The sequence below is a fragment of the Arthrobacter sp. HLT1-20 genome (assembly GCF_054510895.1).
Window position 1 is genome coordinate 52876 of record NZ_JBTNDR010000018.1, and the last position, 21532, is coordinate 74407.

Sequence of the window (21532 nt, forward strand, 5' to 3'; positions counted from 1 at the left end):
GAACTTTAGTTTTATCCGGTGGTGATCTTGAATGAGATCTCCAGCCGCCCAGCACGGTTCTTTCCTGACTCACCTTCCCCGGAGCCAGGCGGGGCTTGGCTTGGCGCGGAGGGGGATCTGGTTTAAGAACACACCACGCAATGAGGCGGCGGTGTCGACAGATTCCAGCACAGCAACACCAGCAGTACCAGAAATGATTTTCATTGCCATATTTGCATTGCCACTGGGGGAACGATTCTTTCCCCTTTACGGTTTTGACCGAACAGAAACGGAGTCGTGATGACGTCGGAAAACCCCACGCCACCAACGTCCGAACGCCACACTCCCGTTTTGAAAGACCGCTGCATAAATCTCCTGGCTCCTGCCTTTGAGGTTGCCCGGGCAGCCGGGCGCACGCCCATCGTCATTGACGCAACCTTAGGCATGGGCGGCCACAGTGAGGCCATGCTGCAGCGCTACCCCGATCTGCACCTGATCGGCATTGACAGGGACACCGAAGCCTTGGGTTTGGCAGGGGAGCGGCTGGCACCCTTTGCGGACCGCACCGATCTGGTCCATGCCGTCTATGACGAAATTGCCTCCGTGCTGGAGGACCTCGGCATTCCCAGCATTGATGGCATCCTCATGGACTTGGGCGTCTCGTCATTGCAATTGGATGAGCGGGAGAGGGGCTTTGCCTATTCCTTTGACGCTCCCCTGGACATGCGCATGGATACCAGCCGCGGCCAAACAGCTGCGGACGTCATCAACCAGTACTCCGAGGAGGACCTGGTCCGCATCATCCGCAAATGGGGTGAGGAAAAGTTTGCCGGCCGCATCGCGAACCACATTGTTGCGGCACGAAACATTGCCCCGTTGAGTCGAACCGGGGAACTCGTGGACATCATCCGCAATGTGGTCCCCTCCGGTGCTGCCAAAACCGGCGGCCACCCGGCCAAACGGACGTTCCAGGCCTTGCGGATCGAGGTCAATGAGGAACTCAGCGTCCTAGAAACCGCCATTCCGGCAGCAGTTGACGCCCTGGCCCTGCACGGACGCGCCGTAGTCATGTCCTACCACTCGCTGGAGGACAAGATCGTTAAGGCAGTTTTTGCTGCGGGTTCCGCCTCGTCGGCTCCGGCAGGATTCCCGGTGGAACTCGAAGAACACAAGGCAACACTTAAGCGTCTCACCAAGGGAACCGAAATTCCCACGGATGAGGAAATTGCAGAGAATCCCAGAGCCGCATCGGCGCGGCTGCGGGCCGTGGAAAAGATCAGAGTCAGGAGTGCAACATGAGCCAGCGTGCATCACGCACCATCGCCGTGACCGAGGGCAACACTGCCTTGGCACTGAGACTGCAGCACGATGACCCTGAACTGCTACTCCCGGAACCCAAAACCAAGAAGGCGCGGACCCCGCTGTCCCTGGTGGTCAGCACGCCACGGCGAAGCCGCTCCTCAGTGGTGGTCATCTTCTTCCTGGTGATCCTGGCAGCAACCGCAGTTGTTCTTGGCACCAGCATTTCTGTCAGCAAGGGACAGTACGAGTTGGTGGGATTGAAGAACCAGCAGTCTGATCTGCATAAAGCCAACCAAACGCTGGAACAGGAGATCGCTGCTCGCCAGGCACCGCAGAATCTTGTCTCGCGGGCCGCAGCCCTGGGCATGGTCCCGGCAGGATCAACCGGCCAGATAGATGTGCGCAACAAGACCGTCAGCGGTACCCCGCTGCCCGCCACGGCCGACACTAAGGGGCTGGCCATCATTCCTCCTGCGCTGATCGACACGCCCAAAGCAGCGGTGCCCGCCGAGTCGCCGTCGAGCCCTGCCGCCATGGCCCAGTCGGGTGAAAAGTCGCCACAGCAGGCCGCCAACACCCCGGCAGCCGCTCCGGCTGCAGAGGTAGCCCCTGAACTCAATGGCGGGACCATCCCGGCCCCTGCCCAAAAGGACAGTTAGGCTGTTCCAAACGGCCTGGCAGCTTGGCTGCCCCAACGCGTGAGTGCAAGGAATCGTAGCAGTGGCACAGAACCCCAAAAAGGTCGCATCGGGCGCAAACGCCCTCCAACTCAACAAGGTTGGCCGCGGCCGAATGCGGCTTGGCTTCATCATCATGGTGGCCGTCCTGCTGGTCATTGCCGGCCGGCTGGTCATGGTGCAGGGCCTGGATACCGGCAACATGGCGCAGGCGGCTGAGAACCAGCGCACGGTGGTGCAAAAGCTGCCCGCCGTCCGGGGAAAGATCATTGATTCCAAGGGCAAAGTCCTGGCCGAGAGCATCATTCGCTACAACATCACTGTCTCCCAAATCAATGTGGCGGACTATGAGGAATATGCGCACCGGAACACGGATACCGGCAAGATCGAGGAATTCACCAAGAGCGAGGGCCTGAAGAAAGTTGCCGATGTCCTTGGCCTGCCCTTTGCTGACGTGGTGAAGAACGCCACCGGAACCAAGAACCACAATTACCTGGCTATGGACGTGAGCCCACTGGTGGAGAAGCAAGTCGCTGAGCTTGGCGTACCTGGCATCTACTCCGAATCAGTTACGAAGCGGGTTTACCCGATGGGTGCTGTGGGCGGGCCGATCGTTGGCTTTGTTGACGCCGAAGGCAAGCCGCTGGCAGGCATTGAGCAAACCATGGACGCCAAGCTCACAGGCACCGACGGCACCCGCACGTACCAGGCCGGCAAGAATGGCATCATCATTCCCACGGCCCCCGTGCGCACAGTGCCAGCCGTTGACGGCCAAACAGTGAAACTGACCATCGACCAGGATATGCAGTTCTACGCCCAGCAAGCTGCGCAGCAGCAAAAGCAGCAGTACAGCGCCGAATGGGCCAGCGTCTCCGTCATCGAGGCCAAGACAGGCAGAGTGGTTGCTTTGGGTGACAGCGACTCCTATGACCCCAACAATGTGGGTGCCTCGGCTGAAAGCAACATTGGCTCGCGTACGGTCAGTTCGGTGGTTGAGCCCGGCTCAACCGACAAGATCGTGACCGCCGCGGCAGTAGTGGAGGAGGGCCTAGCCACGCCCCAGAGCCATTTCCTGGTGCCGCCAACGCTGAACATTGGTGGCCAGAACTTCTCCGATGCCTTCGACCACGGCACCGAACAACGCACCTTGTCCGGCATCATTGCCGATTCCATGAACACCGGTACTGTCATGGCCGGGTCCCGGCTGTCCCTGCAACAGCGCTATGACTACCTGCGCAAGTTCGGCGTGGGTGAAAAGACAGGCATTGAGCTGCCCGGTGAGAGCCCCGGCATCCTGGCCGACTGGAAGAACTGGGACGGCCGTCAACAGTACACAGTGCTGTTTGGTCAGGGCGTGGCGCAGACGCCGCTGCAGACCACCATGATCTTCCAGACGGTTGCCAACAACGGTGTCCGGCTCAAGCCCACCATCATTGACTCATTCACTGCCGCCGACGGAACAGTGGAAACGCCCGCCATGGCCCCTGGGATCAAGGTCATCAGCCCGGAGACCGCCCAGGATGCCAGGGACATGCTCGAAGGCGTGGTGACCATGACCGACTACAAGGTGGTGGGCATCCCCGGCTACCGCACAGGTGGCAAGACGGGCACCTCGGAGGCCCCGGCGGACAACGGTGTGGGCTTTGACGGCTACACGTCCTCCTTCATCGGGATAGCCCCCATGGAAGATCCCCGATATGTGGTGGGTATTACTGTGCAACGGCCGCAAGGACAGATATATGGGGTCACTCAGGGGATAACGTTTAACCAGGTGATGGGCCAGGTGCTGCGCAGCAACAATGTTCCACCGTCCACCACACCCCCTGTCAAGCTGCCCAAGTTCTACAAGTGAAGCGGAACTCAAGGAAAAACGTATTGTGAATGAAAAGGATGGCGTGGAAGTGCCTGTGAATATTCCGTCAGCGCCGCTGCGTCCGCACCACCCCCGAGGGGCAACCTTGGGAGAGCTGGCAGCCCTGTTGGGTGCCGCCTTGAGCCACCCCGCAGACACCGCGTCAGCCCAGCGGGTCAGCGGCGTCAGCCTCGATTCACGCGCCATTTGTCCGGGCGATCTGTATGTGGCCCTGCCGGGGGCCAAGACCCACGGGGCGCAATTTGCCGCCTCTGCCGTTGCCAGTGGTGCCGTTGCCATCTTGACGGACGACGCCGGTACGCGCCTTTTGGCCGGGGCGTCGGGTGTTCCCGTGCTCACGGTGGCCGACGCCCGGGCCGCCACGGGCGTGGTGGCGGCCACTGTTTACGGGACGGCGGCCATCAGCAGCACCCTGCCGTTGTTCGCCGTCACCGGTACCAACGGTAAGACCACCACAACGTACTTCCTGAATTCCCTGCTGCAAGCCTTGGGTAACACCACCGGGCTGATTGGCACCATTGAGATCCTTGCCGGCGATGTTGCCATCCCCAGCAAGCTGACCACACCGGAATCCACCGACATTCACGCGCTGCTGGCTGTCATGGCAGAACGCGGCATAGCCGCTGCCTCCATGGAGGTCTCCTCGCACGCCTTGGCCTTTGGGCGGGTCGATTCGGTGCGCTTCAACGTGGCAGGATTTACCAACCTGACCCAGGACCATCTGGACCTCCACGGTGGCATGGAAGGCTACTTCGCCACCAAATCGGCCCTGTTCACCCCGGAACACGCCAGCGCGGCCGTGATCTGTGTTGATGACAGCTGGGGTCGGCGCATGTCCGCCGCCAGCACCGTGCCCACAGCCACCCTGTCCACCACAGACGCCGGCGCCACAGACGCCGGCGCCACAGACGCCGGCGCCACAGACGCCGGCGCCACGGAGCTGGCGAACCACTGGCGGGTGCGCAATGTGCGCACGGACGGAATCGGCTCACGCTTCAGTCTGCACGGACCCTCCGGTGAGGTGCTGCAGGCAGGCACGGCCCTGCCTGGTGACTTCAACGTCTCCAACGCTGCCCTGGCCCTGCTCATGGTGGCCACGCAGCTGTTGACGGAAGCAGCCCAGACCCCCGGCGGCACACTGCCGGGCACGCAACGCCAGGAAGTGCTGGCACGGCTGCAGCAAGCACTGGACAGCCACGACCCGTTCTCGGTAGAAGTGCCCGGGCGCATGCAGCTTATTGGCACGGCCCCGGTGGCCGTGGTTGATTTTGCGCACAATCCGGACGCCCTGCAAAGGGCACTGGAGGCTGTCCGCCCGGCCGCTCCGGGGGCCCGCGTGATTGTTGTCTTTGGTGCCACGGGGGAGCGGGACGCTACCAAACGCCCCATCATGGGCGCCGTGGTGGCCCAATGCGCCGACGTGGTAATTATCACCGATGACGATCCGCACGACGAGGACCCGGCAGCGATCCGGGCCGAGGTGCTGGCAGGGGCCTTTGCCGCCAACCAGCAGGGTGCCCTGGGCCGGGTCATCGAAGAGTTCGACCAGCGGGCCAACGCCATTGCCCGCGCCGTTGAGCTGGCCACGGCCAACGACGTCATCTTGGTGGCCGGGCGCGGCCATGAAGTTTATCAAGAAGTCAAAGGGGTCAATCTTTCCCTCGACGACAGGGTTGAACTGCGGGCTGCCTTGACATCCCGCGGATTCCCGATCACAGCGCCAACCACGATAGAGTCCTCAACTGATGATTGAAATTTCTGCGGCACACATTGCCGAGCTCACCCACGGCACGCTTTCCGCCACCCTCGATCCGAACACGTTGGTCGACGTGGCCAAGATTGTCACCGATTCCCGCAACGCCGTTGCGGGAAGCATGTACGTGGCCAAGACGGGGGAAAACTCAGACGGCCATGACTTCATCGGCGCAGCCATGGCTGGAGGCGCCATTGCCGTTTTGGCCGAACGCCAGGTTGCCGCGGACGACGCCGGCACTCCCTTCCCGGCCGTCATTGTTGCCGACGCTGTGCTCGCCATGGGAGTCCTGGCGGCCGAGGTCCTGCGGCGCATCCGGGCCCACTCGCCCGTCAGCGTCATTGGGATCACCGGGTCAGCGGGAAAAACCACCACCAAGGACCTCTTAACGGGCATCTTGTCCCCCTTGGGGGAGACGGTGGCGCCCGTGGGTTCCTACAACGGTGAGGTGGGTGTGCCGCTGACCGTTTTCCGTGCCGTGGAGAGCACCCGCTACCTGATCATTGAAATGGGCGCCACTAAGATGGGGCAAATTTCCTACCTGGCCACCATGGTCCACCCAGACCTTGGCGTTGTTTTGTGCGTGGGCAGCGCCCACGCCGGCGAGTTCGGCTCCATTGACAACATTGCCGTGGCCAAGGGCGAGCTGGTGGAGGCGCTGGCCCCGGCAGGCCGGGCACTGCTGAACTTTGATGACCAGCGAGTCCGGGCCATGGCGCAACGCTCCAATGCACCCATCACCTTCTTTAGCAGCGCCGATGCGGCCGTGCCTGAAGACGACGCAGCCGGCGGGGCGGACTTCCTGCAGGCGCGCAAGGTGCAAACCAACGCCGACGGCCAGCCCGAATTTGAGCTGGTCTTCCCGGGCAGTTCCCAGACGTGGCAGGTGCGCAGCAAATTGCTGGGACTGCACCACGTGACTAACCTTTTGGCCGCGGCAGCTGCCGCCCACGCCCTGGGCATTGACCCTGCGGACATTGTTTCCTCGCTGAACGTGCAGACGGCGGCCAGCCGGTACCGGATGGAACGCACCGATCGCAGCGACGGAGTGAGCGTCATCAATGACGCCTACAACGCCAACCCCGAATCCATGCGGGCCGCCCTGCGCACGCTTGCCGAACTGGGCGGCAGTGGCGCCCGGCGAACCTGGGCGGTGCTGGGCGAGATGCTTGAACTCGGCAGTGATTCGGTGTTGGAGCATGACGCCGTGGGCCGGGTTGCCGTGCGGCTGAACATCTCCCGACTGCTGGTGGTGGGCGCGGGCGCCCGGGCCATGCACGTGGGCGCCGTCATGGAAGGATCATGGGGCAACGAATCCATGTTCTTTGCCGATGCCGACGCCGCCTACCAAGTATTGGAGGCGGAACTTGAGCCAGGGGACATAGTTTTGGTCAAATCATCCAATGGTTCAGGACTGAGGTTCCTAGGTGATCGGATAGCATTACCTTCGGGGAACGGCCCCACAGAAATAAGTGACGTAACAACAGGTGAAAGGACTGACCAGCCATGATTGCATTGCTCATTGGTGCTGGCTTGGCCTTGGCCTTCGCCATGATCGGCACCCCCTTGTTTATCCGTTTCCTGGTTAAGCAAGGCTATGGACAGATCATCCGCGAGGACGGTCCCACCAGCCACCAGATCAAGCGCGGCACCCCCACCATGGGCGGCACGGTGGTGGTTGGCTCAGTGGTGGCCTCCTACTTCATCACGCACCTGATCGTGTGGCTCCTGAACCCTAACTCGGCCGGCCCCACAGCCTCGGGCCTGCTCATGATCTTCCTGATGGTGGGCATGGGTTTGGTGGGTTTCTTGGATGACTTCCTGAAAATCACCAAGCAGCACAACACGGGCCTGAACGCCAAGAGTAAGCTGGCAGGCCAGGCCGTGGTGGGTATCGCCTTCGCCATCATGGCCCTGGGTTTCCCGGATGATTCGGGGCGGACACCGGCCAGCACCTTCATCTCCTTTGCCCGGGACATCCCCTCCCTGAACCTGGCCTTTGCCGGCGCAGGACTGGGTGTTGTTTTGTTCGTGGTGTGGTCGAATTTGATCATTGCCGCAGCCACCAACGGTGTGAACCTCACCGACGGCCTTGACGGCCTGGCCACGGGTGCTGCGATCCTGGTCTTCGGTGCCTACACGCTCATTGGCATGTGGCAGAGCAGCCAGGCCTGCGGCGGCGGCAAACTCCCCGCGGAAACTGTTTGCTACGAAGTCCGTGACCCGTTGGACCTGTCCCTGCTCGCGGCCATCATGTTTGCGGCCCTGATCGGCTTCCTATGGTGGAACACCTCTCCGGCAAAGATCTTCATGGGCGACACCGGCTCGCTGGCCATTGGCGGCGCCATGGCAGGCTTCGCCATCCTTTCCCGCACCGAGCTGCTGCTGGCCATCATTGGCGGCCTGTTCGTGTTGATCACGTTCTCCGTCATCATCCAGGTGGGCTTCTTCAAGCTCTCCAAGGGCAAGCGGGTGTTCCTCATGGCACCCCTGCAGCACCACTTCGAGCTCAAGGGCTGGAAGGAAGTCACAGTGGTGGTGCGGTTCTGGATTCTGGCCGGGCTCATGGTCGCCGTGGGTCTTGGCGCCTTCTACGCTGAATGGATTGTTCGACTGTGAGTGAAACTGCACCAACGGGCATTCCTGCCCACCGCCTTGAGACGCTGACCAGCTGGGACTCCGATTGGGCCGGCCTGGCAGTTGTTGTCACGGGCATCAGCAAGACCGGTTTCTCCGTGGCGGACACACTGGCCGAATTGGGTGCCCGCGTGGTGGTTGTGGCCGCCTCCGACGATGCCGCATCCCAGGCTCTTGCCGACACCTTGAAAATTGTGGGCGTCAAGGACGTCATCTTGGGCGAGGCAACATCAACCGTGCTGCCCCTGGTTGAGGGCGAACAGGCGCAACTGGTGGTGACAAGCCCCGGCTACCAGCCCAACCATCCCTTGTTGGCTGCTGCCGCGGCAGCCAACATCCCCATTTGGGGTGACGTTGAACTGGCGTGGCGGGTGCGCACCAAGTCCGGCCGGAAAACGGCCGCATGGATCACCATCACAGGTACCAACGGCAAAACCACCACAACCACCATGGTGGAATCGATGTTGCAGGGCGCCGGCTTGCGAGCCATTGCCGCCGGCAACATTGGCACCCCCATCCTTGACGCTGTGCGCGACCCTGAAGGCTATGACGCACTGGCCGTGGAGCTTTCCAGCTTCCAGCTGCATTGGAGCGAGTCGGTGGCGCCGGTTGCCAGCGTGTGCCTGAACCTTGCCGAAGACCATGTTGACTGGCATGGCGGCTTTGACGCCTATGCCGCCGACAAGGCCAAGATTTATGCCAACACCCAAATTGCGTGCGTCTACAACGCCGAGCAAATTGAGACAGAACGCATGGTTGAGGCCGCAGAGGTTCAGGAGGGCTGCCGCGCGGTAGGCTTCACCACCTCCATCCCCGCCATCAGCATGGTGGGTGTGGTGGAGGGCCTTCTGGTGGACAGGGCATTCCTGGCCGAACGCAAGGACTCCGCCACCGAATTGGCCAAAATCAGCGACATCGGAGACCTTGTGCCGCGGCACCTGGTGGCCAACGCCGCCGCCGCTGCCGCCCTGGTGCTGGCCTATGGGCTGACTCCAGCCGACGTGCGCAAGGGCCTGCAGGCCTACCACAACGGCGACCACAGGATCCAGGCCGTGGCATCAGCGGAGGGCGTCCTGTGGGTCAACGACTCCAAGGCCACCAACCCGCATGCCGCTGCTGCCTCACTGTCCGCCTTCAACCCGGTGATCTGGATTGCCGGTGGACTCTCAAAAGGTGTTGACTACAACGAGCTGGTGCGCGAGCACGCGCCCCGGCTCAAGGCAGTTGTCCTCATCGGGGAGGACAGCTCAGCCCTGGCCAACTCGCTGGCACGCCACGCCCCCAACGTCCGCGTGATCGTGGCGGGCGGGGCGCACACTGAAACTGTAGGGAAAGCAGCCAAGGGTGATGCCGTGATGGCACAAGCCGTGGCGGAAGCTGCAGCACTGTCGTCACCGGGGGACACGGTGCTCATGGCGCCAGCGTCCGCCTCGATGGACCAATTCGTCTCATACGCCCACCGGGGCCAGGCGTTCATTGACGCTGTCAAGGAACTGTTGGAATCACGGGCAAGCGCCAAAAAGGAGTCATAGTGGCCAGGACGCCCACACAGCCAGGCAGATCCGCCGTTCGCCCCGCCAAGGGTGAAGCTGTTGTGGAGCCATCGGCTGATGTTTCCCCACCAACGGCCAAGCCGGCACCGGAGCGACACACCGCAGCGGCCAGGACCCGGCCCTTCAAACGATTCAGGGACTACTTCAACGCCCGGGTGGGACGGCCGTCGGCCTCCTACTACTGGATCATTGGAACAACCGTCACCCTGACCATCATTGGGCGCATGACAGTTCTTTCCGCCTCAACTGCTGAAACGATTTCCGAAGGCAAGGACCCCTACGGCCTCTTTATCAAGGAATCCCAATTCGCCTTGGTGGGGCTGGCTCTGATGTTCGTGCTCTCCTGCGTGCCGTCGGCACTGCTCAAGAAACTCTCCTGGTTCTTGATGGGCCTGGCAATTTTGTTGCTGGCCCTGATCTTCACCCCCATGGGTGTGGACATCGCCGGAAACAAGAACTGGCTGGAAATTGGGCCCGTGCAGTTCCAGCCCTCCGAGGCGGCCAAACTTGCCCTGGCCATCTGGATGGGCGCCGTGCTGGCCACGAAGGGCCGCCTGGTCCGCAAGCTGCCGCACGTCCTCTTCCCCGTGGGACTCGGCGCCGGCATTGTCTTGGGCTTGATTCTGGGCGGGAAGGACATGGGCACGGCCATCATTGTGGGCATGATGGTGCTGGCCGGGCTGGCCTTCGCCGGCGTCCAGAAACGGTACCTGGCGCTAGCCTTGGTGCTGGCCGGGATCGCCGCAGCACTACTTTCCCTGCTCAGCGACAACCGCACCAGCCGTTTTTCGGCCTGGCTTGGAGACTGCAGCGAACCTGGCGTCTGCGACCAGTACTTGAACGGCATGTATGCCCTTGCCTCTGGTGGCTGGTTTGGTGTCGGCCTGGGTCAAAGCAGGCAAAAGTGGAACTGGATCCCTGAAGCCCACAATGACTTCATCTTCGCCATCATTGGCGAAGAATTCGGCCTGCTCGGAACCCTGGTGATTGTTGGCCTGTACGGCGTTCTGGCGTTCGCCATCTTCCGTGTCATCAACACCCGCAACGACCCCTTCTCCCGGATTGTGTGTGGCATGGTCCTGACCTGGATCATTGGCCAGGCCGTGGTGAACATTGCCGTGGTGGTTGGCCTGCTGCCAGTCATCGGTGTCCCACTGCCACTGATTTCCTATGGCGGAACAGCACTCATCATGGTGTTGGCGGCCGTGGGCGTAGTCCTTTCCTTTTCCCGAACTGACCCAGAAAGCACCCTGAAGACTTCATGACGCAGAACCACAACTCCCCCCTGTCAGTGGTCCTGGCCGGGGGAGGGTCCGCGGGGCATGTCAGCCCGCTCCTTGCCATCGCCGCAGCCATCCGGGACAGGGTGCCCCAGGCGGCCATAGTTGCCGTGGGCACCGAAACAGGCCTGGAAACAACTCTGGTTCCCGCAGCCGGCTACGAGCTGGCGCTGATTGACCGCATCCCGCTGCCGCGCAAGCCATCACTTGACCTGCTCAAACTGCCGTGGCGCATGCGTGGCGCAGTCCGCAGAGCCAAGACAATTCTCCGTGACGCAAACGCGGATGTCCTGGTGGGTGTGGGCGGCTACGTCTGCACACCCATGTACCTGGCCGCGAAGTCGTTGCGGGTGCCCATTGTGATCCATGAGGCCAACACCAAGGCGGGGATTGCCAACAAACTTGGTGCCCGCTACACCAGCTACGTTGGTACGGCCTTCGCCGCTACCAAGATCCGCCATGCCCACTTGGTGGGGATGCCCATGCGCCACAGCGTGGCAACCTTGAACCGGGCCAAGGCGCAAAGTGCCGCCCGTGAACGGCTCGGCCTGGAGGTGCACATGCCCACGTTGATTGTCACCGGAGGATCCCTGGGCGCCCTGCGCCTGAACAACGCCGTGGCCGGAGCCGTTGAGGCCCTGGCGGCTGCTGGGATTCAAACCCTGCACATCACCGGCAAAGGCAAATCCGTCAAGGACCCCAGCGGGGAGTTGCTGCGCGCCAGCAACTACCGCCAGGTGGAATACGTTGACACCATGGAGAACGTATACGCCGCGGCAAGTGTCTTGTTGTGCCGCTCTGGTGCCGGAACAGTGTCAGAGGTTGCCGCTGTGGGACTTCCTGCCGTGTTTGTGCCGCTGCCCATAGGCAACGGCGAACAGGCCCGCAACGCCGCCGAGCTGGTGGGTGCAGGAGCTGCACTGCTGGTACCGGACGCCGAACTGGACGCCCACTGGATTGAAAAGGAGCTGATTCCCTTGTGTCAAGATGCGCCGCGCCTGGAGAAGATGTCCGCCGCCGCCGCCCATTGGGGCATTCGTGACGCCGCCGAACGCATGGCGGACATGGTCCTGGCTGCAGGGGGGAAGTGAAACTCATGACGGATAAAACCACTGCCGTACGGTACCTGCCGCCAACACTGGCTGAGCTGGGCCGGGTGCACTTCATCGGCATGGGCGGGGCAGGCATGTCCGCCATTGCCCGAATCATGCTGGGTCAGGGAATCGCCGTGAGCGGCTCCGACGCTAGGGCGTCGGCGGGCCTGGCCGAGCTCGGTGCCATGGGAGCCACAGTCCATGTGGGCCAGGCCGCCGGCAACGTTGCGGGCGCCGACACCGTGGTTGTCTCCACCGCCATCCGCGAAGGCAACCCGGAACTCGCAGCCGCCCGGGCCTCGGGGATCCGCGTCCTGCACAGGTCCCAGGCCCTCGCCGCCGCCATGGCCGATGACGTGGTGGTTGCCGTGGCCGGCACGCACGGCAAGACCACCACCACCTCCATGATCACCGTGATGCTCAGGGGTGCAGGGGTGGATGCGTCCTTCGCCGTGGGCGGCACCGTTGCCGGCCTGGGCGTCAACGCAGCCCATGGCAGCGCTGCAGTGTTTGTGGCTGAAGCCGACGAATCCGATGCCTCCTTCCTGAACTACAGGCCGGGCATTGCCGTGGTGACCAACCTTGAGGCCGACCACCTAGACCACTACGGCACAGCCGAGGCAGTCTTTGCGGCCTTTGAGGCGTTCATGGGATTGTTGGACGATGATGGCACCCTGATTGCCTGCGCCGACGACGCCGGATCGGCCGCCTTGGCCGCCCAGGCGGCGGCTGCCGGAAAACGGTGCATCAGCTACGGGTTCTCCCCGGCCGCCGACATCCGCCTGATCCCCGGCACCCATGATGGCCTGCACACCACAGCAACGGTGGTCCTCGCGGATCATCTGGGCAGCGCCGGCCCCCACACACTGCGGCTGCAGGTTCCGGGAGATCACAACCTCAGCAATGCCGTGGCCGCCGTGGCCGTTGCCTGGGCTTTGGGCGTTGAACTGCCTGCCGCGCTGGATGCCCTAGCAACGTATAGCGGTGCCGGCAGGCGTTTTGAAAGCAAGGGGCAGGGCCGCGGGGTGAGGGTCTTTGACGACTACGCCCACCACCCCACCGAAGTGACTGCCGCGCTCAAGGCGGCACGGACAGTGGCCGGCAGCCACAAGGTGCACGTGTTGTTTCAGCCGCACCTGTTTTCCCGGACTGCCGAATTCGCCACGGAGTTTGCCAAGGCCCTTGACCTGGCGGACACGGTGGCCGTCCTGGACATTTTCGCCTCCCGGGAGGATCCCGTTCCCGGTGTCACCAGCGAACTTATCACCGCGGCATTGGCAACACCGTTTGGCTATGCGCCCAACCCCGATGAGGCGGTGGCGCAACTGGCCGACCTGGCGGTGGCCGGTGACATCATCTTGACCGTGGGGGCCGGCGATGTCACCGAATATGGCCCGGCGCTGGTGGCCGCCCTGAATGCAACCCCCGAATCCGCAACCCCCGGCGTTCAGCGCACGGGGCTCGACGGCGTCCGCGGCGATGGCTGAGCCACGCAAACCACGGGTCATCACCACCCGGCCGGAGACTGCACGGGCCAGGCCCGGCATTGCGCCCGCGCCCGTTGACGGGCTTCCGGGCAACCCGGCGGAGCAGTCAACGGCAGTGCGGGCCACCAGCTCCAAGGTTTCCGTTGCCCCGCTGCCGGTGGGCACGCCACAACCGGCGGCAGCGCCGGCCCAGCCCGCAGCGGGTGGAACAGTGGACGCCGGAGCCGCAGCCAAGGCTGCCGGCAATAAGCTGTTGGCGGGCATCGGGCAGCTATTCTCCAAGCCAGCCAAACCCGCCAAACCTGCAAGGCCAGTCAAGTCGGCCATGCCTGTCAAGAGTCCCGCACAGGACGGGTCTGCGGGGGAGAACACCAGGGAACAACCCGCAACAGCGCCACAGGGGCAGGTTTTGGCGTTTCCCATGCCCGGGCACAAGCGCCGCCGCAGGAATCTGCTCCTGACGTCTTTGGGCGTTGCTGCAGTCGTGGCACTGGTCATGGCTGTGGCGTTGTTTTCGCCCGTGTTGGGCGTGAAGACTGTGGTGTTTGATGGCCAAAAGCTTGTGGCGGAGAAAGTTCTCCAGGACGCTGTGGCGCCTCTTTTGGCCAGACCCCTGCCGCAGGTGACCGGTGGCGAGGTGGAAGAACTCCTTGGGCCCATTGTTCAAGTCAAGAGCTCCCGCATTGAAGCCAGGCCGCCGTCAACGCTTGTGGTCCACATTGTGGAGCGGGTGCCCGTGGCCTTGCTGAAAAATGGTGCCGAGTTCATTTTGGTGGACCAGGACGGTGTCCAGCTGGCGGCCACCAAGGATCCCGCCTCGGTGGCCCTGCCGCTAATTGATGGCGGCAAGGCCGCCATTGGCAAGGACACCTTTGCCGCCATGACGGCCGTGTTGGCCAACCTGCCGCAGTCAATTTTGGGCCAGTTGGCCAATGCCTCGGCCAAGTCCCCTGATGCCGTTGAACTTCAGCTTGCAGACGGGCGCAAGGTTGTCTGGGGAAACGCCAGCGACATGGTGCTCAAGGCACAGGTGCTGGAAGCTTTGCTGAATGCCCCTGCGCCCACAGCGGTACCGGGCAAGCCGGCCCCGGTGCCGGCGAAGGTCTTTGATGTCAGTGCCCCGCGTCACCCAGTGACCCGCTGAGGTGTCCCGCGGACCAACAACGCGGTACGTTTTGGGGACTTTTTTCAGTATTCTTTTCGACACGCGGGAGCGGTAATTGCATGCAGCGCGGATGCACCATAGCGTCACTAAGAAGAGATAGTTGACATAACTATAACCTTCAAGTTGAAGGTTAGGCTACGGAAGCTTCAAGTACAATTTGTTGTTTGCTCCCAGGAACCATGCTGGCAGCAACAAAGTGGCTGGGAGCATCGGTGGCCACCAGCGATTTTTAGAACTTCTGGCAACATACGAACAAGGGACACTTAACGTGGCAGCACCCCAGAATTACTTGGCAGTCATCAAGGTCGTCGGCATCGGCGGCGGCGGCGTAAATGCAGTGAACCGCATGATTGACGTGGGCTTGCGCGGCGTTGAGTTCATCGCCATCAACACCGACGCACAGGCCTTGCTGATGAGTGACGCCGACGTCAAGCTTGACGTTGGACGGGAGCTTACGCGCGGTTTGGGTGCCGGCGCCAACCCCGATGTGGGACGCCAGGCGGCCGAAGACCACCAGGAAGAGATTGAAGAGGTGCTCCGCGGCGCGGACATGGTCTTCGTCACTGCCGGTGAAGGCGGTGGCACCGGAACCGGTGGTGCCCCTGTTGTGGCCCGCATTGCCCGCGGACTGGGTGCGCTGACCATTGGTGTGGTCACCCGCCCGTTCACCTTCGAGGGCCGCCGCCGCGCAACCAGCGCCGACAGCGGCATTGAAGCCCTGCGGGACGAGGTGGACACGCTCATCGTTATCCCCAACGACCGCCTCCTGTCCATCAGCGACCGCAACGTCTCCGTGCTGGAAGCCTTCCGCTCAGCCGATCAGGTACTGCTCTCAGGTGTTCAGGGCATCACCGACCTCATCACGACCCCCGGCTTGATCAACCTTGACTTTGCTGACGTCAAGTCCGTGATGCAGGGTGCGGGCTCGGCCTTGATGGGCATCGGCTCGGCCCGGGGCGAAGACCGCGCCGTCAAGGCGGCCGAACTGGCCATTGCCTCCCCGTTGCTGGAAGCGTCCATCGACGGCGCACACGGCGTTCTGCTGTCCATCCAGGGTGGCTCCGATCTGGGTCTGTTCGAGATCAACGAGGCCGCCCGCCTGGTCCAGGAAGTGGCCCACCCCGAGGCCAATATCATCTTCGGTGCCGTCATTGACGACGCCCTGGGTGATGAAGTGCGCGTGACAGTCATTGCCGCAGGTTTTGACGCTCCGGACAAGCCCAGCGAAGCCCAGGAGCCGGCTGCCCAGCTCGCTCCGCCGGTACCTGCCGCGGTCCCCAGCAGTGCAACAGTCACCAACCTCAACCAGTGGGGCCAGCAGTCGGGTTCCCATGTACCGGCCGATGGTGGTTTCGACGTTGAGCTGCCCGCCATTGTGGAGCCGGACCTCACAGGTCACCGCGCCGATGACCTGGATGTCCCGGACTTCCTCAAGTAAACAGCACGTGCGCCTGTTGATGCTCATCACAGGCACCCTTGAACGGTCAGGTTGACGGTATGTGGTTTTCTGAACAAGTTCGCCCCGGAGTATGGGTGGGCTTCACGGACATCACCACTGGCAACCTGGCCTTTCATGTTGGGGATGACCGTGTGGAGGTGGCGCGGCGCCGCGCCGCTCTGGACAGCGAAGTGGCTGCCCTGGGCGGCTCCGCGGTGAGCCTGCCGTTGGCTTATATGAACCAGGTCCACGGGGCTGACGTTGCCCATCCTGCCCGCCACGATCAGCACAATGCCGCAGACTTTGTTCCTACAGCAGACGCCATGGTGTCGCAGGAGCGGGCCTTGGCCGTCATGGTGGCCGACTGCGTCCCCGTCGTGTTGGTGGGCGAAAGCCCCGGCTCGGCGCCCGTCTTGGCGGTGGCGCATGCCGGCCGGCCCGGTGTGGAAGGCGGTGTCCTGGCCGCCGTCGTTGCACAAATGCGTGCCGCCGGGGCCGAGGAAATCGAGGCCTGGCTTGGGCCCAGCATTTGCGGGCAGTGCTACGAGGTGCCTGATTCCATGCGGGCGGCAGTTGCTGCCGTGGTGCCCGAGGCCCATGCCACCACGTCATGGGACACGCCTGCCCTTGACCTGCCTGCTGCCGTGCTGGCTCAGCTGGCCGCGGCTGCCGTCGTGGCTCACCCATCCGGCGTGTGCACCCTCGAAGACCCGAGGTTCTTCTCCCACCGCCGTGCCGTCCGGGACGGGGAAGTGGAGGGCCGCTTCATTGGTTTTGTCACCACAGACGCCGCCGCGCCTATCCAAACAGTACAAAGGAATTCACGGCATGACCTCGCCTGACCCGCGCACCGAGCAGCTTTCCGAACGCCTTGGCATAGTGCGGCAGCGCATAGCGGCAGCCGCAGCAACACACAACGTGGCCAGCCCCACGCTAATTGTTGTGACCAAGTTTCATCCGGCAGCAGATGTGCTGCGCCTGCGCCAGCTGGGCGTTTGCGACGTGGGCGAGAACCGTGACCAGGAGGCCGGCGCGAAGGCTGCGCAGGTGGCGGATCCGTCGCTGCGCTGGCACTTCATTGGACAACTCCAAAAGAACAAGGCCAAGTCCGTGGCCGCCTACGCCCATTCAGTCCAGTCGGTCGACAGGGCATCGCTGGTGGGTGCCCTGGGCAACGCCATGGCCCAGCGCCAGGACGCCACCGGGAGAGACCCCCTGGAGTGTTTCCTGCAGCTTGACCTCAGCTCGGCGTACCCGGCCCTGGCACCCGCCGATGGAAGCGCAAACGGCGGCAGGGGAGGGCTTGCGCCGTCGAACATGGCAGCGCTGGCGGAGCTACTAGCCGGCACACCAGGCCTGCGCTTGGCCGGTTTGATGGCTGTGGCGCCCCTGGGCGTGGCTCCCGAACCGGCCTTTGAGCTGCTGGCCCGGCTTTCCGCAGCACTCGTGGCGCAGCATCCGTCCGCCACGGGAATTTCCGCCGGCATGAGCCAGGATCTTGAGGCGGCCATGGCTGCGGGGGCAACACACCTGCGTGTCGGTTCCGATATACTCGGCCCGCGTCCAGTGGTGCTGTAGCGTTTTGAGTGTTGAAAACAACTGATTTTCGGGGGCAGTCTTCCTGCGATGCCCGTGAGTTGCGGCATTCAAGTGTTTTAGTGTTTTCCAGACAAATGAGGAGCTACCATGGCTGGCGCTATGCGCAAGACAATGATCTTTCTTGGGCTCGCCGACGGTGACGAGCACTATGACGCTGAGCGTGCACCGTCTCTTCCCAAAGACGAAGAGTATGCCGAGGCATATGAGCGCGAACCCGCACCGGCCCCGGCTCCTGTCACAGAAACGCCGGCACCCAAGGCTGGCGACGAAGAATACCGGGCTCCGGTGACCCCCATCAAACGTGCCGCATCAAACCGGGAAGAGGCTGTCAGCTTGCGTCAGATCACCACCGTTCATCCTCGCTCCTACAATGATGCAAAAATCATTGGCGAGAGCTTCCGAGATGGCATTCCCGTCATCATGAACGTGACAGACATGGGTGAGGCCGACGCCAAGCGCCTGGTTGACTTCTCCGCCGGCTTGGTGTTCGGCCTGCGAGGGTCCATTGAACGCGTCACCAACAAGGTGTTCCTTCTCTCACCGTCCTACATCGAAGTGCTCGGGGACGACAAGAAGCTCTCCGACACCCAGGCAAGCTTTTTCAACCAGAGCTAAACCACTGCGCCAACAACTTTTTTCTCGGCCCGGGCACCAAGTGCCCGGGCCGAGCGTTGTCCACAGTGCAGGATAAAAATAGTCTCGGCCCCAAATTGACCGCTCCGGCGGCCATGGGCCGGACTGGTTTATTCTTAGAGTCAAGGCTCCGGTTTTTCTCAACCTAGGGAATGTGTGCACACCCGTGTCAATTGTTTTCGTTCTTCTGTACCTGTTGCTGCTGCTGTACTTTCTTACACTTTTGTTACGCATGGTGTTTGATTGGATACAGGTGTTTGCCCGTGATTGGCGGCCTAAGGGGGCGGCCCTGGTGGGTGCCTCGGTTGTCTACCGCTTGACCGACCCGCCGCTGCGCAAGCTCCGCGCACTGATCCCGCCACTGCGGATCGGCTCCATGGCGCTGGATATTGGCTTCATACTATTGCTCGTCGGTGTGGGCATAGGGATGAGTGTCACAAAAAGTTTTGTGAATTAGCGCCGCGTCGTTCGTTTTCAGGCACGAAAAGTTATATTGTAAAAAGCGATAGACCCCCAGTACAGATCGCTAGATTTGTATTCGGTACCGTAGTCGGTAAGGTTTCGGCCGGTTCCGGACTCACTAAGACCAATGAGGTGACTAGATGGCGCTTACGCCAGAAGACGTTGTCAACAAACGGTTCCAGCCGACCAAGTTCCGTGAAGGCTATGACCAGGACGAAGTCGACGATTTTCTTGACGAAATCGTCGTAGAGCTTCGCCGATTGCATCAAGAGAACGACGAACTGCGCAAGCAGCTCGCAGACGGCTCATCAAACACTGCAGCAGCTCCTGCGCAGGCAGCGCCGCTGCTGGCCAAGGCTCCTGAAGCAGTGGTTGAGGCAGCCCCTGTTGAGCCCGCTGCCAAGGAAAAGGCTGTTGAGCCGGCCCCGGTTGTTGAGGAAGTTGTAGTAGCTGCGCCAGCGCCGGCCGCCACCGCATCCTCTGCCGAGGCTGCCTCGGGCGTTATTGCCCTGGCCCAGCGTCTCCACGACGAATACGTCAACGCAGGCCTGGAGCAGCGCGACAAGATCATTGCAGAAGCACAGATCGAGGCCAGCACGCTGGTCAACGATGCCCAGGAGAAGAGCCGCAAGACGCTCGGTGCCCTGGAGCAGCAGCGTTCAGTGCTCGAACGCAAGGTCGAGCAGCTGCGCGGCTTCGAACGCGACTACCGCTCACGCCTGAAGACCTACATTGAAGGTCAGCTTCGTGACTTGGACGCCCGCGGTTCCGTGGCAGCACCGGATTTCTCTGAGAGCAACGCCGATTCTTAAAGCACACAGCTAGAAGCCGGTGGTTCAAGGTAACTTGAACCACCGGCTTTTAGTTCGTTAAAGCCCCCCCATGGCCGCCGGGCCGGGCCCGCCGCCAGGCAACCTATGATTGAATCAATCCTTTTGTCCAAGAACAAATGAAAGCGTCATGAGCGAGAATTCTCTGTCTGGCCAGGTGGCCGCCCCCAAACCCTTCCGCAGATCTGCATGGTTGTTGTGGCTGGGCGTTGCCGCCTTCGCCTATGTTTGCGACCAGCTGACCAAGTGGTGGGTCACCTCCACCATGGTGGAAGGCCAAACCACTCCCGTCATTGACGGCGTGCTGCAGTGGTACTTCATCCGGAACTCGGGGGCCGCCTTCTCCATCGGCGAGAACTTCACGTGGTTCTTCACGCTGATCATGGCAGCTGTTTCCGTGGCAATCATCGTGCTTTCCCGACGCATTTCCTCCCTGTGGTGGGCCATCGGCCTTGGCCTGGTCCTGGGTGGCGCCCTAGGCAACCTGACAGACAGGCTGTTCCGCCCGCCGTCGTTCGGCATGGGACACGTGGTTGACTTCATCTCCTTCCCCAATTTCGCCATCTTCAACATGGCCGACATGGGCGTGGTGGGCGGCGTGATCGTCATCTGCATCCTGACCCTATTGGGCATTGGCCTGGATGGCTCCCGCAACACTGCCGAGCAGGAAACGGCCACGCCGGACACTGAGGTACAGGCAACCGCACAGACAACTGATGATGAAGGCAACGGTGCCAAGAATGACTGAAACGTTTAGCGTCCCCGAGGAAGTTGCCGGAAGCCGGGCCGACGCCGGACTGGCGGCCCTGCTGGGCATCTCCCGTTCCGCCGCAGCCCTGCTGTGCGTCGAGGGCAATGTACTCCAAAATGGTGCCGTGTTGGGCAAGAGCGAGAAGTTCAAGGCCGGCGCCAGCATTCAGGTGACCATCCCCGAGCGCCGCGACCCGCTCGAAATAGTGGTGGAGCCCGTTGAGGGCCTGAACATTTTGCTTGACGACGATGACTTTGTTGTGGTGGACAAGCCGGTGGGTGTGGCAGCGCACCCGTCCCCGGGCTGGGTTGGTCCCACAGTGGTGGGCGGGCTCGCCGCAGCCGGGTTCCGCATCTCCACCTCCGGCGCGCCGGAACGGGTGGGCATTGTGCACCGCCTGGATGTTGGCACCTCCGGGGCCATGGTGGTCGCCAAGACCGAGCACGCCTACACAATACTCAAGCAGGCGTTCCGGGAGCGCACGGTAGAGAAGGTGTACCACGCAGTGGTCCAGGGCCTGCCCGACCCCCTCCGCGGCACCATTGATGCGCCCATTGGTCGGCACCCGGGCTTCGACTGGCGCTTTGCCGTGATCGAGGACGGCCGCCCCTCCATCACCCACTACGAGGTGCTGGAAGCGTTCGGCAAGGCATCCCTGGTGGAGGTGCACCTGGAAACTGGCCGGACCCACCAGATCCGCGTCCACTTCTCCGCCCTGCGCCACCCCTGCGCCGGTGACCTCACCTACGGTGCTGACCCCACCCTGGCCGCGGAACTGGGCCTGACCCGCCAGTGGCTGCACGCCCACAAGCTGGGCTTCGCTCATCCCACGTCCGGGGAGCCGGTCATGGTGACCAGCCCGTACCCCCAGGACCTGAACTATGCCCTTGACCACTTGCGCGGCGAACACTAGACGATATGAGGTGAGGGCCGGGGCCTTCTGTTTCACAGCTTCCGTGGGTTGCCAGTGAACAACCTCCTTGGCATTTCGGCCTTTGGAGCGTTGCATTGGTAGTGCC

At 62.5% G+C, this 21532-nt stretch carries 19 protein-coding genes; all 19 read left to right on the forward strand.

The genetic code is table 11. The features are described 5' to 3' along the window. The first annotated feature begins 279 nt into the window (after positions 1-279). The 19 genes from rsmH (at position 280) to ACX80Q_RS11325 (ending at position 21426) form a co-directional block, all read left to right on the forward strand. Positions 280-1278 carry a 16S rRNA (cytosine(1402)-N(4))-methyltransferase RsmH gene (gene rsmH / locus ACX80Q_RS11235; protein WP_459330617.1) on the forward strand — a complete coding sequence of 333 codons (999 nt, stop codon included), beginning with the start codon at positions 280-282 and terminating at the stop codon, positions 1276-1278. Continuing rightward, positions 1275-1940 (forward strand): hypothetical protein, encoded by a 666-nt coding sequence (locus tag ACX80Q_RS11240; protein WP_459330618.1) that lies wholly within the window; start codon positions 1275-1277, stop codon positions 1938-1940. The genes rsmH and ACX80Q_RS11240 overlap by 4 nt, the downstream gene beginning before the upstream one ends. Before the next feature lie 61 nt (positions 1941-2001). Next, positions 2002-3810 carry a peptidoglycan D,D-transpeptidase FtsI family protein gene (locus ACX80Q_RS11245; RefSeq protein ID WP_459330619.1) on the forward strand — a complete coding sequence of 603 codons (1809 nt, stop codon included), beginning with the start codon at positions 2002-2004 and terminating at the stop codon, positions 3808-3810. Positions 3811-3835: 25 nt separating this feature from the next. Then, positions 3836-5584: a UDP-N-acetylmuramoyl-L-alanyl-D-glutamate--2,6-diaminopimelate ligase gene (locus ACX80Q_RS11250; protein WP_459330620.1), complete on the forward strand. Its 1749-nt coding sequence runs from the start codon at positions 3836-3838 to the stop codon at positions 5582-5584. Next, entirely contained in the window at positions 5577-7094 is a 1518-nt protein-coding gene (locus ACX80Q_RS11255) for a UDP-N-acetylmuramoyl-tripeptide--D-alanyl-D-alanine ligase (RefSeq protein ID WP_459330621.1), read from the forward strand. The genes ACX80Q_RS11250 and ACX80Q_RS11255 overlap by 8 nt, the downstream gene beginning before the upstream one ends. Then, entirely contained in the window at positions 7091-8203 is a 1113-nt protein-coding gene (gene mraY, locus ACX80Q_RS11260; protein ID WP_459330622.1) for a phospho-N-acetylmuramoyl-pentapeptide-transferase, read from the forward strand. The genes ACX80Q_RS11255 and mraY overlap by 4 nt, the downstream gene beginning before the upstream one ends. Next, positions 8185-9753 carry a UDP-N-acetylmuramoyl-L-alanine--D-glutamate ligase gene (murD, locus tag ACX80Q_RS11265; RefSeq protein ID WP_459330623.1) on the forward strand — a complete coding sequence of 523 codons (1569 nt, stop codon included), beginning with the start codon at positions 8185-8187 and terminating at the stop codon, positions 9751-9753. Before mraY ends, murD begins: the two co-directional genes overlap by 19 nt. Continuing rightward, positions 9753-11039, forward strand: a complete 1287-nt coding sequence (ftsW, locus tag ACX80Q_RS11270; protein WP_459330624.1) for a putative lipid II flippase FtsW — start codon at positions 9753-9755, stop codon at positions 11037-11039. Before murD ends, ftsW begins: the two co-directional genes overlap by 1 nt. Continuing rightward, positions 11036-12145 carry an undecaprenyldiphospho-muramoylpentapeptide beta-N-acetylglucosaminyltransferase gene (murG, locus tag ACX80Q_RS11275; protein WP_459330625.1) on the forward strand — a complete coding sequence of 370 codons (1110 nt, stop codon included), beginning with the start codon at positions 11036-11038 and terminating at the stop codon, positions 12143-12145. Before ftsW ends, murG begins: the two co-directional genes overlap by 4 nt. Before the next feature lie 5 nt (positions 12146-12150). Then, a complete protein-coding gene (murC, locus tag ACX80Q_RS11280) occupies positions 12151-13635 on the forward strand; it encodes a UDP-N-acetylmuramate--L-alanine ligase (RefSeq protein ID WP_459330626.1) in 1485 nt (494 codons plus the stop codon). After that, positions 13628-14779 carry a cell division protein FtsQ/DivIB gene (locus tag ACX80Q_RS11285; RefSeq protein ID WP_459330627.1) on the forward strand — a complete coding sequence of 384 codons (1152 nt, stop codon included), beginning with the start codon at positions 13628-13630 and terminating at the stop codon, positions 14777-14779. The genes murC and ACX80Q_RS11285 overlap by 8 nt, the downstream gene beginning before the upstream one ends. A gap of 289 nt (positions 14780-15068) precedes the next feature. Continuing rightward, positions 15069-16238 carry a cell division protein FtsZ gene (gene ftsZ / locus ACX80Q_RS11290; protein WP_459330628.1) on the forward strand — a complete coding sequence of 390 codons (1170 nt, stop codon included), beginning with the start codon at positions 15069-15071 and terminating at the stop codon, positions 16236-16238. 59 nt (positions 16239-16297) lie between these two features. Beyond that, on the forward strand, positions 16298-17080 hold the full coding sequence (locus ACX80Q_RS11295) for a laccase domain-containing protein (RefSeq protein ID WP_459330629.1): 783 nt from the start codon (positions 16298-16300) through the stop codon (positions 17078-17080). Beyond that, a complete protein-coding gene (locus ACX80Q_RS11300; RefSeq protein WP_459330630.1) occupies positions 17067-17816 on the forward strand; it encodes a YggS family pyridoxal phosphate-dependent enzyme in 750 nt (249 codons plus the stop codon). Before ACX80Q_RS11295 ends, ACX80Q_RS11300 begins: the two co-directional genes overlap by 14 nt. Positions 17817-17924: 108 nt before the next feature. Then, positions 17925-18452 carry a cell division protein SepF gene (locus ACX80Q_RS11305; RefSeq protein WP_459330631.1) on the forward strand — a complete coding sequence of 176 codons (528 nt, stop codon included), beginning with the start codon at positions 17925-17927 and terminating at the stop codon, positions 18450-18452. A 184-nt stretch (positions 18453-18636) separates the two neighbouring features. Next, positions 18637-18927 (forward strand): YggT family protein, encoded by a 291-nt coding sequence (locus ACX80Q_RS11310; RefSeq protein WP_103466229.1) that lies wholly within the window; start codon positions 18637-18639, stop codon positions 18925-18927. A gap of 145 nt (positions 18928-19072) precedes the next feature. Continuing rightward, the gene (locus ACX80Q_RS11315) at positions 19073-19744 is read left to right on the forward strand and encodes a DivIVA domain-containing protein (RefSeq protein WP_459330632.1); all 672 of its coding nucleotides are present in this window, start codon (positions 19073-19075) and stop codon (positions 19742-19744) included. 148 nt (positions 19745-19892) lie between these two features. Continuing rightward, positions 19893-20510 carry a signal peptidase II gene (gene lspA / locus ACX80Q_RS11320; RefSeq protein ID WP_459330633.1) on the forward strand — a complete coding sequence of 206 codons (618 nt, stop codon included), beginning with the start codon at positions 19893-19895 and terminating at the stop codon, positions 20508-20510. Next, entirely contained in the window at positions 20503-21426 is a 924-nt protein-coding gene (locus ACX80Q_RS11325; RefSeq protein ID WP_459330634.1) for an RluA family pseudouridine synthase, read from the forward strand. The genes lspA and ACX80Q_RS11325 overlap by 8 nt, the downstream gene beginning before the upstream one ends. Positions 21427-21532: the final 106 nt, after the last annotated feature.

Excerpts from the sequence above, each read along its gene's own strand:
- mraY (WP_459330622.1), top strand. The coding sequence starts at position 7,091 with ATGATTGCATTGCTCATTGGTGCTGGCTTGGCCTTGGCCTTCGCCATG.
- ACX80Q_RS11295 (WP_459330629.1), top strand. The coding sequence starts at position 16,298 with ATGTGGTTTTCTGAACAAGTTCGCCCCGGAGTATGGGTGGGCTTCACG.
- murG (WP_459330625.1), top strand. The coding sequence starts at position 11,036 with ATGACGCAGAACCACAACTCCCCCCTGTCAGTGGTCCTGGCCGGGGGA.
- ACX80Q_RS11240 (WP_459330618.1), top strand. The coding sequence starts at position 1,275 with ATGAGCCAGCGTGCATCACGCACCATCGCCGTGACCGAGGGCAACACT.
- rsmH (WP_459330617.1), top strand. The coding sequence starts at position 280 with ATGACGTCGGAAAACCCCACGCCACCAACGTCCGAACGCCACACTCCC.
- ACX80Q_RS11255 (WP_459330621.1), top strand. The coding sequence starts at position 5,577 with ATGATTGAAATTTCTGCGGCACACATTGCCGAGCTCACCCACGGCACG.
- ACX80Q_RS11305 (WP_459330631.1), top strand. The coding sequence starts at position 17,925 with ATGGCTGGCGCTATGCGCAAGACAATGATCTTTCTTGGGCTCGCCGAC.
- ACX80Q_RS11300 (WP_459330630.1), top strand. The coding sequence starts at position 17,067 with ATGACCTCGCCTGACCCGCGCACCGAGCAGCTTTCCGAACGCCTTGGC.
- ACX80Q_RS11325 (WP_459330634.1), top strand. The coding sequence starts at position 20,503 with ATGACTGAAACGTTTAGCGTCCCCGAGGAAGTTGCCGGAAGCCGGGCC.
- murD (WP_459330623.1), top strand. The coding sequence starts at position 8,185 with ATGGATTGTTCGACTGTGAGTGAAACTGCACCAACGGGCATTCCTGCC.
- lspA (WP_459330633.1), top strand. The coding sequence starts at position 19,893 with ATGAGCGAGAATTCTCTGTCTGGCCAGGTGGCCGCCCCCAAACCCTTC.
- ACX80Q_RS11315 (WP_459330632.1), top strand. The coding sequence starts at position 19,073 with ATGGCGCTTACGCCAGAAGACGTTGTCAACAAACGGTTCCAGCCGACC.
- ACX80Q_RS11285 (WP_459330627.1), top strand. The coding sequence starts at position 13,628 with ATGGCTGAGCCACGCAAACCACGGGTCATCACCACCCGGCCGGAGACT.
- murC (WP_459330626.1), top strand. The coding sequence starts at position 12,151 with ATGACGGATAAAACCACTGCCGTACGGTACCTGCCGCCAACACTGGCT.